Source organism: Ruegeria sp. K7, from assembly GCF_056531785.1.
Genome location: NZ_JBQFMJ010000019.1, coordinates 17,646 through 35,816 on the forward strand (window position 1 = coordinate 17,646; position 18,171 = coordinate 35,816).

At 58.0% G+C, this 18,171-nt stretch carries 15 protein-coding genes; 5 read left to right on the forward strand and 10 right to left on the reverse strand.

Annotation, left to right across the window (positions count from 1 at the left end):
• Positions 1-373: 373 nt before the first annotated feature.
• Complete coding sequence (locus ACR0FE_RS21545) at positions 374-1,342, forward strand: metallophosphoesterase family protein (RefSeq protein ID WP_480915229.1); 969 nt, start codon at positions 374-376, stop codon at positions 1,340-1,342.
• Positions 1,343-1,377: 35 nt separating this feature from the next.
• On the opposite strand, the gene ACR0FE_RS21550 is transcribed toward ACR0FE_RS21545, so the two are convergent.
• From ACR0FE_RS21550 to ACR0FE_RS21565, 4 genes are all read right to left on the reverse strand, one after another.
• Positions 1,378-2,049, reverse strand: coding sequence for a nucleoside triphosphate hydrolase (locus ACR0FE_RS21550; RefSeq protein WP_480915190.1), 672 nt, complete (start codon positions 2,047-2,049; stop codon positions 1,378-1,380).
• Positions 2,046-2,828, reverse strand: coding sequence for an ATP-binding cassette domain-containing protein (locus ACR0FE_RS21555; protein ID WP_480441651.1), 783 nt, complete (start codon positions 2,826-2,828; stop codon positions 2,046-2,048). Before ACR0FE_RS21555 ends, ACR0FE_RS21550 begins: the two co-directional genes overlap by 4 nt.
• Entirely contained in the window at positions 2,828-3,898 is a 1,071-nt protein-coding gene (locus tag ACR0FE_RS21560; protein WP_170615753.1) for an ABC transporter permease, read from the reverse strand. Before ACR0FE_RS21560 ends, ACR0FE_RS21555 begins: the two co-directional genes overlap by 1 nt.
• Positions 3,899-4,015: 117 nt before the next feature.
• Positions 4,016-5,035 carry a substrate-binding domain-containing protein gene (locus ACR0FE_RS21565; RefSeq protein WP_480915192.1) on the reverse strand — a complete coding sequence of 340 codons (1,020 nt, stop codon included), beginning with the start codon at positions 5,033-5,035 and terminating at the stop codon, positions 4,016-4,018.
• Between the two features lie 186 nt (positions 5,036-5,221).
• Here ACR0FE_RS21565 and ACR0FE_RS21570 point away from each other — a divergent pair, with 186 nt between their 5' ends.
• Entirely contained in the window at positions 5,222-6,421 is a 1,200-nt protein-coding gene (locus ACR0FE_RS21570) for an ROK family transcriptional regulator (protein ID WP_480915194.1), read from the forward strand.
• Between the two features lie 148 nt (positions 6,422-6,569).
• On the opposite strand, the gene amaB is transcribed toward ACR0FE_RS21570, so the two are convergent.
• The 4 genes from amaB to ACR0FE_RS21590 all read right to left on the reverse strand — a co-directional run bounded on the left by amaB (position 6,570) and on the right by ACR0FE_RS21590 (position 11,826).
• A complete protein-coding gene (amaB, locus tag ACR0FE_RS21575) occupies positions 6,570-8,066 on the reverse strand; it encodes an L-piperidine-6-carboxylate dehydrogenase (protein WP_480915196.1) in 1,497 nt (498 codons plus the stop codon).
• Positions 8,067-8,084: 18 nt separating this feature from the next.
• On the reverse strand, positions 8,085-9,191 hold the full coding sequence (locus tag ACR0FE_RS21580; RefSeq protein WP_480915197.1) for a saccharopine dehydrogenase family protein: 1,107 nt from the start codon (positions 9,189-9,191) through the stop codon (positions 8,085-8,087).
• A 399-nt stretch (positions 9,192-9,590) separates the two neighbouring features.
• Complete coding sequence (locus ACR0FE_RS21585) at positions 9,591-9,866, reverse strand: hypothetical protein (RefSeq protein ID WP_170615745.1); 276 nt, start codon at positions 9,864-9,866, stop codon at positions 9,591-9,593.
• Positions 9,867-10,167: 301 nt separating this feature from the next.
• Complete coding sequence (locus ACR0FE_RS21590) at positions 10,168-11,826, reverse strand: NAD+ synthase (protein ID WP_480915199.1); 1,659 nt, start codon at positions 11,824-11,826, stop codon at positions 10,168-10,170.
• Positions 11,827-11,982: 156 nt separating this feature from the next.
• Here ACR0FE_RS21590 and ACR0FE_RS21595 point away from each other — a divergent pair, with 156 nt between their 5' ends.
• Positions 11,983-13,455: a 2-isopropylmalate synthase gene (locus ACR0FE_RS21595; protein WP_170615741.1), complete on the forward strand. Its 1,473-nt coding sequence runs from the start codon at positions 11,983-11,985 to the stop codon at positions 13,453-13,455.
• Between the two features lie 7 nt (positions 13,456-13,462).
• Here the strand turns inward: ACR0FE_RS21595 and ACR0FE_RS21600 are convergent, their stop codons facing one another.
• Complete coding sequence (locus tag ACR0FE_RS21600; protein ID WP_480915202.1) at positions 13,463-14,128, reverse strand: SDR family NAD(P)-dependent oxidoreductase; 666 nt, start codon at positions 14,126-14,128, stop codon at positions 13,463-13,465.
• A gap of 286 nt (positions 14,129-14,414) precedes the next feature.
• Between ACR0FE_RS21600 and ACR0FE_RS21605 the strand changes: the two genes are divergently transcribed.
• Entirely contained in the window at positions 14,415-15,989 is a 1,575-nt protein-coding gene (locus tag ACR0FE_RS21605; protein ID WP_480915203.1) for a 2-isopropylmalate synthase, read from the forward strand.
• A 167-nt stretch (positions 15,990-16,156) separates the two neighbouring features.
• Here ACR0FE_RS21605 and ACR0FE_RS21610 read toward each other — a convergent pair whose 3' ends face one another.
• Positions 16,157-16,942 (reverse strand): 23S rRNA (adenine(2030)-N(6))-methyltransferase RlmJ, encoded by a 786-nt coding sequence (locus ACR0FE_RS21610; protein ID WP_480915204.1) that lies wholly within the window; start codon positions 16,940-16,942, stop codon positions 16,157-16,159.
• Positions 16,943-17,098: 156 nt separating this feature from the next.
• Here ACR0FE_RS21610 and ACR0FE_RS21615 point away from each other — a divergent pair, with 156 nt between their 5' ends.
• Positions 17,099-18,145, forward strand: coding sequence for a rod shape-determining protein (locus ACR0FE_RS21615; protein WP_039523195.1), 1,047 nt, complete (start codon positions 17,099-17,101; stop codon positions 18,143-18,145).
• Positions 18,146-18,171 lie beyond the last annotated feature (26 nt).

The window sequence follows — 18,171 nt, forward strand, 5'->3', positions numbered from 1 at the left end:
CTGCTTTGCAGCTGCTCCTTCCGGCCAGCATCAACCGGATTTCAATTCACTGGACTTTCGAAAGGTCGATCGTAGATTTGTGACATTCTTCGAAAGAGGTGCCCGCGTGTTGGTCAGGATCGGTTCACTCGTTTTCTGGGTATGGTGTTTGTTTTGTTTCGGCGCTGCGTCTTCTGTCGCTGATGTAGTGCACCGTTGGGTCCAGCTTGGGCCCGATGACGAAGTTGTTGTACGCGCAACCTCTACATCGCCTGACTGCCCCAACTTGCAAGTCGATGGCCATTTGGTCGCCATGAACAAAAGGGCGATACCAGACAGCCAGTTTCCGGAAATCGTCTGCGAGCATCGCGCGCCAAAAAGGGCGCAACAGATAATGCTTGAGGGAAACGCGCTGCCAATTCTAAATCCAAGCGTCCAGCGGATTGTCGTGATTGGAGATACCGGCTGCCGCATTCGGGGCGGCAGGGCTCAGGCCTGCAATGACCCGGTTGCCTGGCCATTGGAATCGATCGCGGCAGAAATTGCATCCAGATCACCGGATCTGATCATCCACGTTGGCGATTACCTGTACCGGTCAAGTGAGTGCCCAGACCCGGAAAAGTGCGGTGGTTCCCCTTTTGGTGACAATTTCCGGGCCTGGTCTGCAGATTGGTTGGACCCGGCCGAAACCCTGTTCGCTCTTGCCCCCTTCATATTTGTCAGAGGCAATCATGAAAGTTGCGGGCGCGGCGACAAAGGGTGGTTCCGGTATTTTGCACCTGGTCTCGTTCCGGATGATTGTCCGGCTGTGACTGAACCCTGGGTAGCCTCTGTCGACGGGTTTGATCTGATCGCATTCGACTCGTCCGCCGGTCCTGCCCCAAAAAGCAGCCCCGATCTGTTGCCCGAATATGGTCGAATGGCCGGGGATTTGTTTGCAAACATCAGTGGCGAAACCTGGTTTCTCACTCATCGCCCACTTTGGGTAAACATGCGTGCCTTCGGTGAACTGATCGATGGCGACGACACACAGCGCGCGGCGTTTGGCGAGGCCATGCCAGGACCATTGAACCTTGTCCTGTCTGGCCATATTCACGCGTTTCAGGCAATCGATTTGGCAGATGGGCCGGTGCAGGGGATAAGCGGCAACGGCGGGACACAGCTGGATCCAATGCCAACAGGTGCTTTGACCAATGTTGAAGTCGCCGGAAGCCTGGCAAGTCTCGTGGTCAACAACAGTGATTTCGGCTTCCTGATGTTGACCAGAGAGGTTGGAGACAGTTGGTCGATGGAGGCGATTGACGCAAAAGGAAACGCACTAAATCGATGCCTCCTGAGAAGCCGCGCGCTTTCTTGCGAGTGATGTCACCGGATGGCACAACTACTCATCGCACCGGTTCAGAACGCGTAGCGCACGCCGAATTCGGTGTAGTTCTGATTTAGGACCAGATCGGCCTTCCGACTTTTTCCAAGAACCAGTTCGGCGTTGGGCAGGTCGTTCCCGGTTGCGCGTTGCAGTGCCGTTACGGGGTCGAGGCCGTGTTTGATCCACCGTTGTTGCAGTCTGCTTTCGAGTTCTTCCAATGTCGGGCTGACAAAAACCGTCAGAGCAAAGACATCCGCCAATGCATTCCAGGGATCACTGTCCATCAGAAGGTAGTTCCCCTCAACGACGACAATCGGAGTTTCTGGATGAACGGCAATCGCGTTTGCAATCGCCAGATCCATCTGCCTGTCGAACTTTGGGTGAAAGACTTCATGCTGCGCGGACTGCAAGCCCTTGATCGCCTTGCAGAACCCAACCGCATCGAAGGTTTCCGGGGCACCTTTTTTTGCCAGTAGTCCCCGTGCTTCAAGGACGCGGTTGTCCAGATGATAACCGTCCATGGGCACCAGCGTTGCCTGTGGAACCCCCGAGCCCTGATCAGTGTTGAGCGATTGAACGACGGCCTCCGCCAGGGTCGATTTTCCGGATGCAGGGGGGCCGGCGATTGCGACAATCATCCGGGCACCGGCCTGCCGTCGGGCGGCGATCAGGTCGCAAACGTGTTTTACGTCCTGCTCGATCACGCGGCGTCCTCTTTCGGGGGTTCCTTCGCGCCGGTCATGAAAGCGACCGCGTCGGACATCGTGTAGTCCTTGGGATCGATTGTGCAGAGCCGTTTGCCCAACCTGTGTACGTGAATACGATCGGCGACTTCGAAAACATGGGGCATGTTGTGGCTGATCAGGATGATCGGAATGCCCCGCGCCCGAACATCCTGGATGAGTTCAAGCACCTTGCGGCTTTCTTTCACACCCAGTGCGGCTGTTGGTTCGTCCATGATGATGAACTTGGTCGCAAACGCAGCGGCACGGGCAACGGCCACGCCCTGGCGCTGGCCTCCGGACAGGGTTTCGACTGCCTGATTGATCGATTGAACGGTCATCAAACCAAGCTCGGTCAGCTTGTCACGCGCGAACTTCTCCATGGCTGGCCGGTCGAGCTGACGCAGGTATTTTCCCATGAAGCCCTGTTTGCGGATCTCGCGGCCCATGAACATGTTATCCGCAATCGAAAGGGCAGGGGACATCGCAAGCTGCTGATAGACGATCTCGATCCCCATGTTCCTCGCGTCAATCGGAGAGGTGAAGTTGACCTTCTTCCCCTCTATCAGGATATCGCCCTCATCCGGGATCGTGGCGCCGCAGATTGCTTTGACGATGGATGATTTGCCCGCGCCGTTATCCCCGATGACCGCCAGGATTTCGCCCTGACGCAGCTCAAAATCGGAATGGTCGATGGCGGTTACATGGCCATAGCGTTTTACGATCCCGCGGCCCTGGACGACTGGAGTTGTGTCTGACATCAGCCCGATACCTTTCTGATCCACTGGTCAACCGCAACCGCCGCGATGATGAGGAGTCCGATAAGCAGGAAGGTCCACTGTGCGTCCGCGCCCAGTAGCCTGAGGCCAAGCGTGAAGACGCCGACGATCAGGGCACCAAACAGGGATCCCAGAATTGAACCGCGCCCCCCAAACAGCGAGATACCCCCGATCACAACCGCGGTGATGCTTTCGATGTTGGCCAATTGCCCGGATGTCGGCGAGACCGATCCGATACGCCCGATCAGAGCCCAGCCAGCGAAAGCACAGATCAGACCGGACAACATGTAGACCGACATCAATGTTCTGTGGACATTGACCCCTGATAGTTCTGCGGCTTCTGGATCGTCCCCCACTGCGTAGACATGTCGGCCCCAGGCCGTGTGTTTGAGCGCGTAGGCCAACACAAAGATCAGCACGAGCATGAATATGACGCCAACGGTGAAGGTTGCTCCACCGATGCTGAACTTGGTGCCGAAGAACTGAAGGAAGGGGGCGTTTGCCTCGATGTCCTGACTGCGAATGGTTTCGTTCGCGGAATACAGGAAATTTGTGGCCAGAACGATCTGCCACATTCCAAGTGTGACGATGAAGGGGGGAAGCTTGACGCGACTGACAAGCCAGCCATTGAGCGCTCCGATCATGGTTCCGGCGGCCAATCCGCACATAACGGCAATTGGCACCGGAATGCCGTATCGGAAGGAAAACTGCCCCATGATGACAGAAGAAAACACCATGATCGCGCCGACGCTCAGATCGATGCCAGCGGTCAGAATGACCAGGCTTTGCGCTGCGGCCACGATGCCGACGATCTGCACCTGCTGAAGGATCAGGGTCATCGCGAAGGGCGAAAAGAACTTTGAGCCCAAAAGCAGTCCGAAAATCAAAATCGCACCGACCAGGACGATTAGCGGCACAAAGGACGGGTTAACATGCAGAAGATGCTGCAACTTCCCCAGAACGCCGTGGCGATGATCCTCAAAAGTCGCAACAGTTTCTGTTTTGCTGGCTGCGGATTCAAATCCCTGGGCGCTTTGGTTTGCTTCGGACATATCTCCCCCTTTTCGTGGGCGTTATGCCGCCCACGAGATTAGTGTACAGGAAGTTTCGGTTTGCTGGCGAAAGGAATGATGAGGCGCTTCGGCGCGCCTCATCCAACAGGCCTGCGCTTAGCCCCAGCAGAGCTCCAAGCCTTCAGCGACCGAAATCGATTCCACACCATCAACGGGCTGATCGGTAATCAGCGCAACGCCGGTATCGTAGAAGTCTTTACCGGGTGTGTTTTCTGGCTTCACGCCCACGTCGGCCCATTTCTTCACGGCCTCAACACCAAGCGACGCCATCAGCAGGGGGTATTGCTGGCTTGTGGCACCGATTACTCCGGCCTCAACGTTTTGTACGCCGGGGCAGCCGCCATCGACCGAAACGATCAATACGTCGTTTTCACGCCCGATGGATTTCAGAGCCTCATAGGCACCCGCCGCCGCCGGTTCATTGATCGTGTGAACCACGTTAATCGTTGAATCCTTGGCCAGAAGGTTTTCCATGGCACGGCGTCCACCTTCTTCGTTTCCGTCGGTCACGTCGCTGCCGACCAGCCGTGCATCTGTTTCATCGCCGATAACATTTGGATCCGCCAATTCCACTCCGAACCCGTCGAGGAAGCCCTGATTGCGCAGAACGTCCACGGTCGGCTGGCTGACATTCAGATCAAGCGTCGCGATTTTGGCGTCCGCTGCTGCATCACCCATTTTGGCCTTCGCCCATTGCCCGATCAGCAGACCTGCCTTGTAGTTATCTGTCGCAAATGTCGCGTCCGCCGAGTCAATCGGGCTGAGCGGCGTATCCAATGCGATCACAAGAACACCAGCGTCCCGAGCCTGCTGAACCGCGGGGACAATCGAACTTGTGTCAGACGCTGTCAGCAGAATTCCCTTGGCGCCATCGAGGATGCAGGTTTCAATCGCCTGGACCTGAGTTTCGTGGTCGCCATCGATTTTGCCGGCAAAAGCCTTCAGGGTCATGCCAAGCTCTTCCGCCTTCGCTGTCGCACCCTCCTTCATTTTTACAAAAAATGGATTGGTGTCAGTCTTGGTGATCAGGCAGACGGTCTCACCGGCCGCTTGCGCAGATGCGGCAGCCAGTGTGAGTGCAGTCGCCGATGCGGCAAGCTTGAGTAAATTTCTCATGTTGTCCTCCCATAAAATCATCGTCGTCCCGCATGGCGCGCCAGCGAGACCTACCTCCATCCTCCAATGCAGGTCGTATTCAACAAACCGCGATTCGAGCCTCGATGTCAATAAGTAAATAAAGTTTATTTATTAATTCGATCAGATATCTTTTCATAAGAAAACAAGGTGGTTATGTTCGGGATTATGGAGAAAGAAGCACTTAGAATGCTGACCGGCGGGGTAAGTCAAAGCGGTGTTCGCGATCATAACGAGCGCCTGATTTTGACGGTTTTACAACGCCATGGACCGGCAGCGGGTGCGGATGTTGCCCGGTTGACCGGCCTTTCTCCTCAGACCGTTTCAATCATCCTGCGCAAACTTGAAAAGGATGAGATTCTCAAACGTGGAACCCCTTTACGTGGGAAAGTTGGCAAGCCTTCGGTCCCGATGGAGTTGAACCCGGAAGGCATCCTTTCGGTCGGCATGAAGATTGGGCGGCGCAGTGCAGACCTGCTTTTGATCGACTTTACAGGCAAGCCGCGCCGCCAGCTTTCCACCACTTATGACTACCCGCTGCCAGAAGCCGTATTCGGGTTTCTGGAGGCTGGCCTGGAAACGCTTTTGGCGCATGAGCCCCGGAAACTGCGGGACCGCGTGTGCGGGATTGGAATTGGCACCCCATTCGAGCTTTGGAAGTGGCACGACCTGACGGGGCTGGCGGCCAAACAGTTCCGGTCCTGGAAGAACGTAAACTTCTTTACCGAGGTGGCCAGGTTCAGCAGTTTGCCTGTTTTTGTCGTCAACGATGCAACAGCAGCGTGTCACGCCGAACATCTCTACGGTCGCGGCGCGGAATACCACGACTATTTCTACTTTTTCATCGGCTCGATGATCGGCGGCGGGGTCGCTTTGAATGGCACGGTGTTCGAGGGCAACCAGGGCAACGCCGGGGCCCTGGGCGCGATGCGCACCACCGGCCCCCTGGGCGAAAGCCAGCAGCTTATCGACACCGCCTCGCTGTTTTTGCTTGAGGACAGGCTGGTCGAAGCGGGCGTCGATCCGGGCATTCTCTGGAAGAAGCCGCAGGATTGGAGCAGCATTTCCCGGTATGTTGAGCCGTGGATTGGCACGACAGCTCAGGAATTGGCCAAAGCCGCGCTTTCGATCTGTGCTGTCATTGATTTCGAGGCAATCTTCATAGATGGGGCATTCCCGCCGAAGGTCAGGGAAGAACTGGTTTCAAGGGTGCGTCGCTATCTGGCCAACCAGGACAAGCGGGGGTTGATCCCGCCGGTCGTTGAAAGTGCAGCGGTCGGGGAAAACGCGCGCGGCATAGGCGCGGCGAGCAGTCCGATCTTTCGCCAGTTTCTGTTGAACACCAATGCGGGGCTTTCCGGAATGTAGCGGAAGCGCATTACAGGCATCTTGGAGCAGAAGCTCGCAAAACCCATTCGAAACAAAATTCCCCCAAGCATCTGCACCCAGGGGAATTTCAGTTCTGTATCCTTGACCTGTCAGATCGGCTAATCGGCCAATCTCAATTGACGAAAGCCTAAATGTCGAACTTGACGCCCTGCGCCAACGGCAGTTCGGCCGAGTAGTTCACGGTGTTGGTCTGGCGGCGCATGTATGCCTTCCAGGCATCCGAGCCACTTTCGCGCCCGCCGCCGGTTTCTTTTTCACCGCCAAACGCGCCACCGATCTCGGCGCCGGAAGGTCCGATGTTGACGTTGGCAATGCCACAATCCGATCCGGCCGCGGTCAGGAATTGCTCGGCCTCGCGCATGTTCAGGGTGAACACGCAGGATGACAGGCCCTGCGGCACATCATTCTGAATGTCCAGCGCTTCGGCAAAGTCGTCATATCCCATGACATAAAGGATCGGCGCAAAGGTTTCGGTCTTCACCACCGCGCTTTGACCGGGCATTTCGACGATAGCAGGTTCCATGTAGACGCCGGCCGGCACGTTTTCGGTCACCCGATTGCCGCCAAAGACAGTTCCGCCCTCGGCTTTTGCGGCCTCCAGCGCCGCGGTCATGGCCGCGCCCGAGGCTTCATCCACCAGCGGGCCGACCAGGGTGCCTTGGGCCAGCGGATTGCCGATGGGCAGACCGGCATAGGCCTTCTTCAGACGGCTCACCAGTTCCTCGCGGATCGAGTTGTGTGCGATCAGGCGACGCAGGGTGGTGCAGCGCTGACCGGCGGTGCCAACAGCCGAGAACACGATGGCGCGAACCGCCATTTCCAGATCGGCCGAAGGGCCAACGATCATTGCGTTGTTTCCGCCCAGCTCCAGAATGCACTTGCCGAAACGTTGCGCCACGATGGGGGCCACCGCGCGGCCCATGCGGGTCGAACCGGTGGCCGAGATCACCGGAACATCCTCGCTGGCCACCAGCGCTTCACCCAGCGCGGCGCCTCCGATCAGGGTTTGCAGCAGGCCGTCAGGCGCATCGCCGAACCGGGCCAGCGCGCGTTCGAAAATCTTCTGGCAGGCCATGGCGGTCAGCGGCGTCTTCTCGGACGGCTTCCAGATCACCGGATCGCCGCAGACCAGGGCCAGCGCCGCGTTCCAGGACCAGACCGCGACCGGGAAGTTGAAGGCCGAGATCACGCCGACGGGACCGGCCGGATGCCATGTCTCCATCATCCGGTGACCGGGGCGCTCGGAGGCGATGGTCAGACCATAAAGCTGACGCGACAGGCCGACAGCAAAATCGCAGATATCGATCATCTCCTGCACTTCGCCCAGACCTTCCGAGGTGATCTTGCCAGCTTCCCAGCTGACCAGAGCGCCCAAATCATCCTTGGCGGCCCGCAGTTCTTCGCCCAGCAGGCGGATCAACTCGCCGCGGCGTGGCGCAGGAACAACACGCCAGGCTTTGAAAGCCGATTGCGCGCGGGCAAAAACAGCGTCCATCTCCGCAACCGGTGTCTCGTGAACTTGGGCCAGCAGGCTGCCATCGATCGGAGACGTCACCTTGAGCGTGCCGCCGTTCAGTTCGGCCTCGGTCAGATCCAAATTCGCAAGCGTGGTTTGGGCTGTCATCACAATGTCTTTCATATCTCAGGCTGCCTTGTTCTGTTTGGTGACGTCACCAGCGCGATAAAGCTGGCCGAATTCGGTGTTGAGGAAGTCATCAAGTTTGACCTGTTCCTGCCGGACAAACCCCTTCGCGGGCAGTGCGCCAATGCGCATCAGGTCAACTACGCCCAGAACACCTGCGGCGGTGGTGACCTGAATGGCGCTCCAGACCTGTCCGTTGATAGTGCGGGCAAAGGACTTGTTGATCAGGGACTTCTCGCGCAGCACCCCGTCAATCCTGCCCTTGGCGGTGCAGTAAACCAGAACGACGTCCTGGTCGGTGCGGGGCAATGCGGCTTCGAAAATCTCTTTCAGCAGATCGCGGCGGCGTTCCAGCCCCAGATCGTTCAGAAGCAATTTCAGAATGTCGCAATGGCCCGGATAGCGGATCGAGCGATAGGACACGGCCCGCGCCTTGCCTTCCAGCGTTTCCGGCAATGTGCCCAAGCCACCCGAAGTGTTGAAGCACTCGTATTCCACGCCGTCATGGCCCAGAACCTCGTAATCTTCCAGCGGTGCAGTCTTGACCAGCTTGCCGTTCACGATGGCATCGCACGGGTTGCAGTATTCGTTGATCAGCCCGTCGGTTGACCAGGTCAGATTATATTTCAGCGCATTTGTCGGATACAGCGGCAATGCGCCCACCCGCATATGCAGGCTGTCGATCTCGTCAAACTCTGCCGCCAGAGAAGCGCCGGCAATCCCGACAAAGCCAGGTGCCAGGCCGCATTGCGGCATGAACGCCGTCTGGCTGCCCTCGGCAAGCTCGCGCACCGCCTGGGTTGCGGCGACATCTTCGGTCAGGTCGAAATAATGCGCGCCCGCAGCCTTGGCTGCCTTGGCAATGGTCGGGGTCAGAAAGAACGGTGCTGCCGAAATGACGGCATCAAATCCCGTTAGCTCTTTGGCCATGCCGTCCGCGTCAGTGGCGTCGAACTGTTTGGTGCCAACGCCTATTTTCGCGATATCGCCCAAGGCTTTCAGGTCATGATCCGCAACGGTAACACTGTAATTCGGCGACCCTTTCAAAAGCGTCGCGATCATCTGGCCGATCTTGCCGGCCCCGATGACACAAATATTCCAGGACATCAGTTTCTCCACAAAAACTGTCTTGCGTGGAAAATGCCTGAAAGGGGTTACGCTTCATAGGGACCAATCTGACGAATTGCATCCATAAGCCGTCAAAATGACGGAATTTTTGTCAGTTCGGTAGGTCGGTTGCAAAGCACCGTGGCACGTAACGAGGGTTGCAAATTGTCATGACGTTGAAATCACGAACGGCTCAAACAGCAGAAGGCCTTCTGGGCGCGGTGACAAGACGCCGGGCACCCGTCTCTTTTTCCGAAGACTTCATGATTTGGCGACCGTTCGCGGTGTATCAGAGGCGATCCGGGGGCGTGGCGCAGTTGCTTTCGATCGCGCCCTCCAGCTCGAGCCGCAATTGAAAGCAATGCGATCTAAGTTTCCAGCGAAAAGCTATGAGCTGGACTACGCCGCGCCCGAAAACTCGGCCCACTTCTGACGAAGTGTCGCCGTCAGGCCGGTTGGCTGAGGTTCAGCCTGCTCCGAAATCTCTTCAGCCGAAGCCAGCACCGGAAACTCGGAACGTACAGTTTGAAGCGACGGAGTGCTTTGCGAGAGTTCCTCACACATGACCGCGGCAATTGCGGCCTCCAACTCGGCCTCGTCCAATTCCTGCGCCGGGGACTCCATCGTCCTTAGACGCAGATACGGGTAATACGGCCTTTCATATTCCTCATGCATTGTAACACCAAACCGTTAACTCAGACATTCGCAGATCAATGCGCCACACTTGAATCCAACACATCGCCTGAAAACTTGTTCTGCCAGAAATGCGTTACACTCGCCCCACATGCGGCGGCATTGCAGCTTAAATGTGGCAAAACATTGTCAATCGGACAAGCCTGCAGCGGCAACGGACGGCAAAAAACCGTTCAAACTGACCATCTTAGCAAACAAAGGGACGATTTTTGATGGAACTGTTTCCCGTTGCTCAATTATGGGAACGTATTCTGCCCATAATCGCGACGGTCAGTTCCGATACTCAATCGGTGTCACGCCACCGATTCACGATGGGATACCGGCGATCCAACCAGAAGGCGCGTTTGGTCAGCCTTGTTCCCGGCGCAGACTGAAACCGCTTGTACTCGCTGATGTAGATCAGATGTTCGACCCGACGGGCCTCGGCCTCGTCAAAACCTGCCGCCACGCAATCGGCGATCGAGCCGTCCTGGTCGACCAGGATCTCCAGGATGGCATCCAGAACCGGATAGTTGGGCAGGCTGTCACTGTCCTTCTGGTCCTCGCGCAGCTCTGCGCTTGGGGGCTTGTCGATAACTGACGGGCGGATGACCTCACCCGCTGGTCCCATCATCCAGTCGCGATGATTGGCATTGCGCCAGCGGCAGGTCTCGAACACGCGGGTCTTGTACAGATCCTTGATCGGATTGTAACCGCCGTTCATGTCGCCATAAATGGTGGCATATCCCACCGCGACCTCGGATTTGTTGCCGGTTGTCAGCAGCATCTCGCCAAACTTATTCGAAATCGCCATCAGCAGAAGTCCACGCAGGCGAGACTGAACATTCTCTTCGGTCAGGTCTTCGTTTCGACCTTCAAACAACGGGGCGAGCGAATTGGTGACAGCGGCGCGGCTTTCCGAGATCGGAACAAAATCGTAGTGCACGCCCAACGCCCTTGCGACGGCCTCGGCGTCGTCCAGCGAGGCCTGGCTGGTATATTCCGACGGCAGCATCACGCAGCGCACGTTTTCCGACCCGAGCGCATCCACCGCTATTGCCGCCACCAGCGCGGAATCGATGCCGCCTGACAGACCAAGCAGGGCTTTGCCGAACCCGGTTTTCCCCATGTAATCGCGCAAGGACTGAACCATTGCGCGATAATCCTGTTCCCATTCATCCGGTTGCGGCAAGATTTCTGCCGGTGCAATGCGCCAGCCATCTTCGCCACGTTCCAGATCAATATGTGTGATCGCTTCATCAAACACGGGCATCCGGAAAGCCAGCTCTCCACCCGGATTCAGGCCGAATGTTCCGCCGTCAAAAACCTGGTCGTCCTGACCGCCCACCATGTTGAGGTAGATCAGCGGCAGTCCGGTTTCGACAACGCGCGCCACCATGTGGTTCAGGCGTATGTCGTATTTGTCGCGGAAATACGGTGATCCGTTGGGGATCAGCAGAAACTCGGCGCCGGTTTCTGCCAGCGTTTCGGTTACATCCTCGTGCCAGCTGTCTTCGCAAATCGGGCTGCCGATGCGGGTGTTGCCCACCGAATAGGGGCCACCCAGCGGTCCGGCGTCATAAAGGCGGACTTCGTCGAAAACCGTTTCATTGGGCAGGTGATGTTTCAGGACTTTGCTGGAAATCCGCCCGCCCTTGAGGATCAGATAGGCGTTGAACAGTTTGCCATCCTCGACCCACGGACCGCCAATTGCCAGCGCCGGCCCATCGGCGCAGCGTTCAGCAAGCGATTCGACCGCAGCCATGGCCGCTTGGTGAAACACCGGCTTCAGGATCAGATCCTGCGTGTTGTACCCGGTGATGAACATTTCGGGCAACGCCACCAGATCGGCCTTTGCATCGCGCCCTTGTTCCCAGGCGGCATGGGCTTTGGCAGCATTGCCGTCGATATCCCCGACAACGGGGTTGAGTTGCGCCAGAGTGATGCGGAAACGGTCGGCCATACTGCCCTCTTGCCCTCGACTGTCCTATTGCCATTTACCAGATCGCACCGTGAGGAAAAGACAAATGCGGCAAAAGCCGTTGCCCTGCCCTGAGTGGTGCCTTAGTTTTGCGCAACAGAACGCATTCAAAGCATGACCGGCCAGGCGTGAAAACCCATGAACTTGTTTCGCATATCTATAGCCGTTTCACTTTTGGCCCTGACGGCGGTCAACGTGGCCGCGCAGGGTGACGACGTCATCATCGCCGATGACGAGGTTGGCGGCGTCTACGAGGGCACGTTTGAAAATGGACTACGTCATGGGACCGGCACGTATCGCCTGCCTGACGGTTTCGAGTATTCCGGTGAATGGTTCGAAGGCGAGATCAAGGGCAAGGGCATCGCGCGCTACGCCAATGGCTCGGTCTATGAAGGGATGTTTGCAAAAGGCCAGCCCGAGGGGCGCGGCAAGATCGTTTTTGCCGATGGCGGCAGCTACGAAGGCGATTGGGCCGGCGGATCCATCAACGGGACAGGTATCGCCGAATACGCAAACGGAATGCGGTATGAAGGCGAGTTCAAGGATGACCGCCATCACGGCAAGGGCATGATCAAGGATCCTGCCGGCTATGTCTATGACGGTGATTGGGTCGACGGCGTGAAGCAGGGCAAAGGCCGGATAACTTACGCCGAAGGCGGCGTCTATGAAGGCGATATCGAAAACGGGCTGCGTCATGGCCAGGGTACGCTGACGCTTTCTGACGGGATGATCTACACGGGGGACTGGTCACAGGATCTGATCACTGGCAAAGGCCGTCTCACCCAGGCCAACGGCGATGTCTACGAAGGGGACATGGTCGAAGGTCGGCGCGAAGGAAAAGGCAAGGCGACCTACAAGAATGGCGCGACATATGAAGGCGACTATGTGGATGATCGCCGCCACGGCAAAGGCCGGTTTCTCGGCGCGGACGGGTTCGACTATAACGGCGAGTGGTCCGAAGGCCAGATTGAGGGATTTGGTGAGTTGATCTATCCGGATGGATCAACCTATGTCGGGGACTTTCAGGCTGACCTGCCGCACGGCAAGGGTATGAACACTTTTGCGGACGGTACGATCTACGAAGGCGATTGGATCGCCGGCGTGTTCGAAGGCAACGGCAAGGCGACCTATCCCAGCGGCGTCGTCTACACCGGACAATTCAAGAATGCCCGCAGCCATGGCCAGGGCGTTCTGACATTTGCCAACGGCTACAGATACGAGGGCGAATGGGTTGACGGCGAACGGCACGGCAAGGGCAAGGCCAGTTTCGCTGACGGCACCGTTTACGAGGGTGATTTCCGGAACGGTGAGCGCCACGGCGAAGGAACGATCACAGCGCCAAACGGGTTCAGCTACACGGGCGGCTGGATTGACGGCAAGATCAGTGGTGATGGTATTGCCACCTACGCAACCGGCGACGTTTATGAAGGCAGCTTTGTTGACAACAAACGGCAAGGCAACGGCACCATGAAATATGCCAACGGGCTGGAAGAAACCGGTGTCTGGGAAAATGGTGCGCTGGCGGAAAAGGCTGACGAATCCCAGGACGCCACGGATGCGGATGAACCAACGCAGGAAAACGCAGAGGAACCGGCCGCTTCGGATGGGTGACCCTTACCTACCAGGGTATCCGTTCACCGGCCCAGTCAAAAAAGCCGCCGCTATCCGCAGGCGTTAATCCTTCGATGACGGACAGCAGATTGCGGGCAGCTTCATCCGGTTCGACCGCCGGGTGCCGCCCCAGATATTTCCGCGTAAACTCGGTTTTGACCGTACCGGGGTGCAGCGCCACGCAAATCGCCTGTTTATGCGTGCGTTCCAGTTCAATTGCAGCGGTGCGCGTGATCTGATTGACCGCTGCCTTTGCGGCGCGGTAGCTGATCCATCCCCCAAGCCGGTTGTCCCCGATGGAACCGACGCGCGCGGACAAGATGGCAAATACGGAACGCCGATCCCGGGGCAGCAACCGATTTGCGTGGCTAAGCACAAGGGCTGGCCCAACCGCGTTCAACGCGAACTGGTCCATCATCGCCGTTGAAGACAGCGACCGGATGGTCTTTTCCGGCCCGTGGCCATCGATCTCAAGCGCGCCCGTGGCGACCAGCACCAGATCAAACGGGCCCTGAAGCTTGTCCAGCGCGGAGTGAACTGTGTCGGGTTTCGTCATGTCAAATCCACCGGCAGAGCGGGACAACCCGGTCACGCTGACCTGTTGCAGGTCCAGCTGCCTGCAAATGGCGCGTCCAATTCCTCCGCTTGAGCCGATGATCAATGCTGATTTCATGTGCGCCAACCTAGAAGGATACCCGTCTGAATCAATGCCCGGCTGAAAAGGCCGGGTCCGGTCAGAGGATCGCAAATTGGTTCTTTTCATTCCTTGCGGGCTCTGTATAACCTCACAGTCATGATCAACCGCGCAGATATCCCTTATGCCGACACCGCTTTTTGCGGTGCGTCGCTGCGTGGCCTACTGATCCTAATCCGCCTCTGAGCGTGCCATTCGGCGCGCCCGCTCAGAGGAGGACGCCCGCGCGCCATAGGCTTTAGGACAGAAGAAGAAAGAGAATCCCATGACCAACGTGACCGACCAAGACCGCGTCTTGATCTTTGACACCACTTTGCGCGACGGCGAGCAAAGCCCCGGCGCCACCATGACCCATGACGAAAAGCTTGAGATCGCCGAGCTGCTGGACGACATGGGCGTCGACATCATCGAGGCCGGTTTTCCAATCGCCTCTGAGGGTGACTTCAAAGCGGTGTCCGAAATCGCCCAACGTTCAAAAAACAGTCGCATCTGCGGTCTGGCCCGCGCAAATTTCGCGGATATCGACCGCTGCTGGGAGGCGATCAAACACGCCGAACAGAACCGCATTCATACATTCATCGGCACCTCTCCGCTGCATCGCGCCATTCCGAACCTCACGCAGGACGAGATGGCGGAAAAGATCCATGAAACGGTCAGCCATGCCCGCAACCTGTGCGAGAATGTGCAGTGGTCGCCAATGGACGCGACCCGGACGGAATGGGATTACCTGTGCCGCGTTATCGAGATCGCGATCAAGGCAGGCGCAACCACGATCAACATACCCGACACTGTCGGTTATACGGCACCACTGGAATCCGCCGATCTGATCAAGCGCCTGATCGAAGCCGTTCCCGGCGCAGATGAAGTCGTGTTCGCGACCCACTGTCACAATGACCTGGGGATGGCGACCGCGAACTCTCTGGCGGCCGTGATCGGCGGGGCGCGTCAGATCGAATGCACCATCAACGGCCTTGGCGAACGTGCGGGCAATACCGCGCTGGAAGAAGTTGTGATGGCCATGCGGACCCGCAACGACATCATGCCGTTCCGCACCGGGATCGATACCACCAAGATCATGCATATCTCGCGCCGGGTCGCCACGGTGTCGGGCTTCAACGTGCAGTTCAACAAGGCCATTGTCGGCAAGAACGCCTTTGCCCATGAAAGCGGTATCCATCAGGACGGGATGCTGAAAAACCGCGACAATTTTGAGATCATGCGCCCCGAGGATGTGGGATTGTCCGGTACTTCGCTGCCCTTGGGCAAGCACTCGGGCCGCGCGGCATTGCGGGACAAGCTGAACACGCTGGGCTATGAGGTCGGTGACAACCAGCTCAAGGACATCTTTGTTCGGTTCAAGGATCTGGCTGACCGCAAGAAAGAGGTCTTTGACGACGACATCATCGCGCTGATGACGCTGGATGATGACGAAGCGAACGACTTTCTGCAACTGGTGTCGATGAAAGTCACCTGCGGCACCGGAGGTCAGGCAGAATCGACGGTTGAGCTTGAGGTTGACGGAAAGGATGTCATCGCCACGGAATACGGTGACGGCCCGGTTGATGCGACGTTCAGGGCAATCCGCGCGATTTTCCCGAACGAGGCTCATCTGCAGCTCTATCAGGTGCATGCCGTAACCGAAGGGACGGACGCCCAGGCCACTGTTTCGGTGCGGCTGGAAGAGGATGGCATGATTGCAACCGGCCAATCGGCGAATACCGACACTGTTGTGGCCTCGGCCAAGGCTTATATCCATGCTCTCAACCGCCTGGTCGTGCGCCGTGCAAAAGCCGGGCCCGGGGCGGACACGCGTGAGATCAGCTACAAGGACCTGACCTGAAGGGCGCGAATGCTCCCGCACCCGCGGCGGTCCGGCTGCGCAGAACCACCTTGCGGCTTTGGGCCCGGCGCCGCGCTTTGGCGCGGTGCCGGGCCCAAACCAATTGACTGCATCTTTGATGTCGGCAAACGGGGCGGGGGTTCCCCCGTTGTTTGCGCGAACGTCTCTCAGATCCTGTCGAACAGGGCCGTAAGCCGTGCGGTTTCATCTTCGAAACCGTAGGGTGCGTTGACTATGAACATCCCTGAACCGATCATGTTGTGCCCTTCCCGGGCCGGCGGAAAGATCACTTCGTGGCGTATCACCTTTGGCAATGCCTGATTGGTCAGGGCTGCCAGCATAGGCTTATGACGGTCATCGGCCAGAATCGGGTACCACAGCGCGATCACCCCGACATTCCACTTGCGGTGCAGTTTGGCGACGATCCCCGGTAAACGACCATATTCGGCCTTCACCTCGTAGCTGGGATCGATCAGCAACATTCCACGACGCGGCGTGGGCGGCAGCAGGGACTGCGCCAGTTCATAGCCATCCTGCCGATACACCCGTGCGTTTCGGGCCGTAAGCGCGCCTGAAAGGGCCGCGTATTCCTGTGGGTGCAGTTCCGCGAAATGCAAATTGTCCTGTGGGCGTAACAGGCTGGCTGCGATCATGGGAGAACCCGGGTAACAGGCCGGTCCATACCGGGCCTGTATGTCCGAGATTGCCCGGGCCAGCGGGTGTTCCGGATCGAACCAGGCCTCGCGCCGCGCCCTTTCGATGCCCGCGTCCGCTTCGCCGGTTTTGCGGGCCTCCTCCGAGTCCAGGTGGTATAGCCCGCGTCCGGCGTGGGTTTCGATGTAGCTCAGCGGTTTGTCTTTTTGCGTCAGATAACGCAGCGTCCAGGCCAGCAAAGCGTGCTTTTGCACGTCCGCCAGATTCCCGGCGTGGTAAATATGTTGATATGAAAGCATTTTGCCTTCTAAAGTCCCTATCAATGAGGCGAAAAGGCGCTGATTGTCACGGAATCAGGCCTTTAATCGGGCGTGTTGGCACCCTATAAGTCATCCGTCCCGGAACCGTCGAGTCGCGGGCAGTAGAAAATTCTGACAGACAGGATCAGGGGAAACATGGGGATCTTTGGCAATCTGGGCGGCCTGTTCACAGCGGACATGGCCATTGACCTTGGGACGGCGAACACGCTGGTTTATGTCAAAGGGCGCGGCGTCATTCTGTCCGAACCCTCTGTGGTCGCCTATCACGTCAAGGATGGCGTGAAGAAAGTGCTGGCTGTGGGCGAAGACGCCAAGCTGATGCTGGGCCGGACCCCCGGTTCCATTGAGGCCATTCGCCCGATGCGCGAAGGGGTCATTGCCGATTTCGACACCGCCGAGGAAATGATCAAACATTTCATCCGCAAGGTGCACAAGCGCTCGACCTTCTCGAAACCGAAAATCATCGTTTGTGTTCCGCATGGTGCGACTCCGGTCGAAAAGCGCGCAATCCGACAGTCGGTTCTGTCCGCAGGGGCCCGTCGCGCGGGTCTGATTGCTGAACCCATTGCGGCCGCCATTGGCGCGGGAATGCCGATCACCGATCCGACCGGAAACATGGTTGTCGATATCGGTGGCGGTACAACCGAAGTTGCGGTTCTGTCGCTGGGCGACATCGTTTATGCCCGCTCGGTTCGCGTCGGTGGGGACCGGATGGACGAGGCCATCATCTCGTACCTGCGTCGTCAGCAGAACCTGCTGGTTGGCGAATCGACCGCCGAGCGTATCAAAACCACCATCGGCACCGCCCGGATGCCCGATGATGGCCGTGGCCAGTCGATGCATATCCGCGGCCGTGACCTGCTGAACGGCGTCCCGAAAGAAATCGAGATCAGCCAGGCTCAGGTGGCCGAGGCGCTGTCCGAACCTGTCCAGCAGATTTGCGAGGCGGTGATGACGGCGCTGGAAACCACGCCGCCCGATCTGGCAGCGGACATTGTGGACCGGGGCGTCATGCTGACCGGCGGTGGCGCTCTGTTGGGTGATTTGGACCTGGCGCTGCGCGAACAGACCGGTCTGGCCGTGTCGATTGCCGATGAAAGCCTGAATTGTGTGGCTTTGGGAACCGGCAAGGCGCTGGAATACGAAAAACAACTGCGCCACGCGATTGACTACGAAAGCTAAGGCGCGCACCCTTACAATACAGGGTT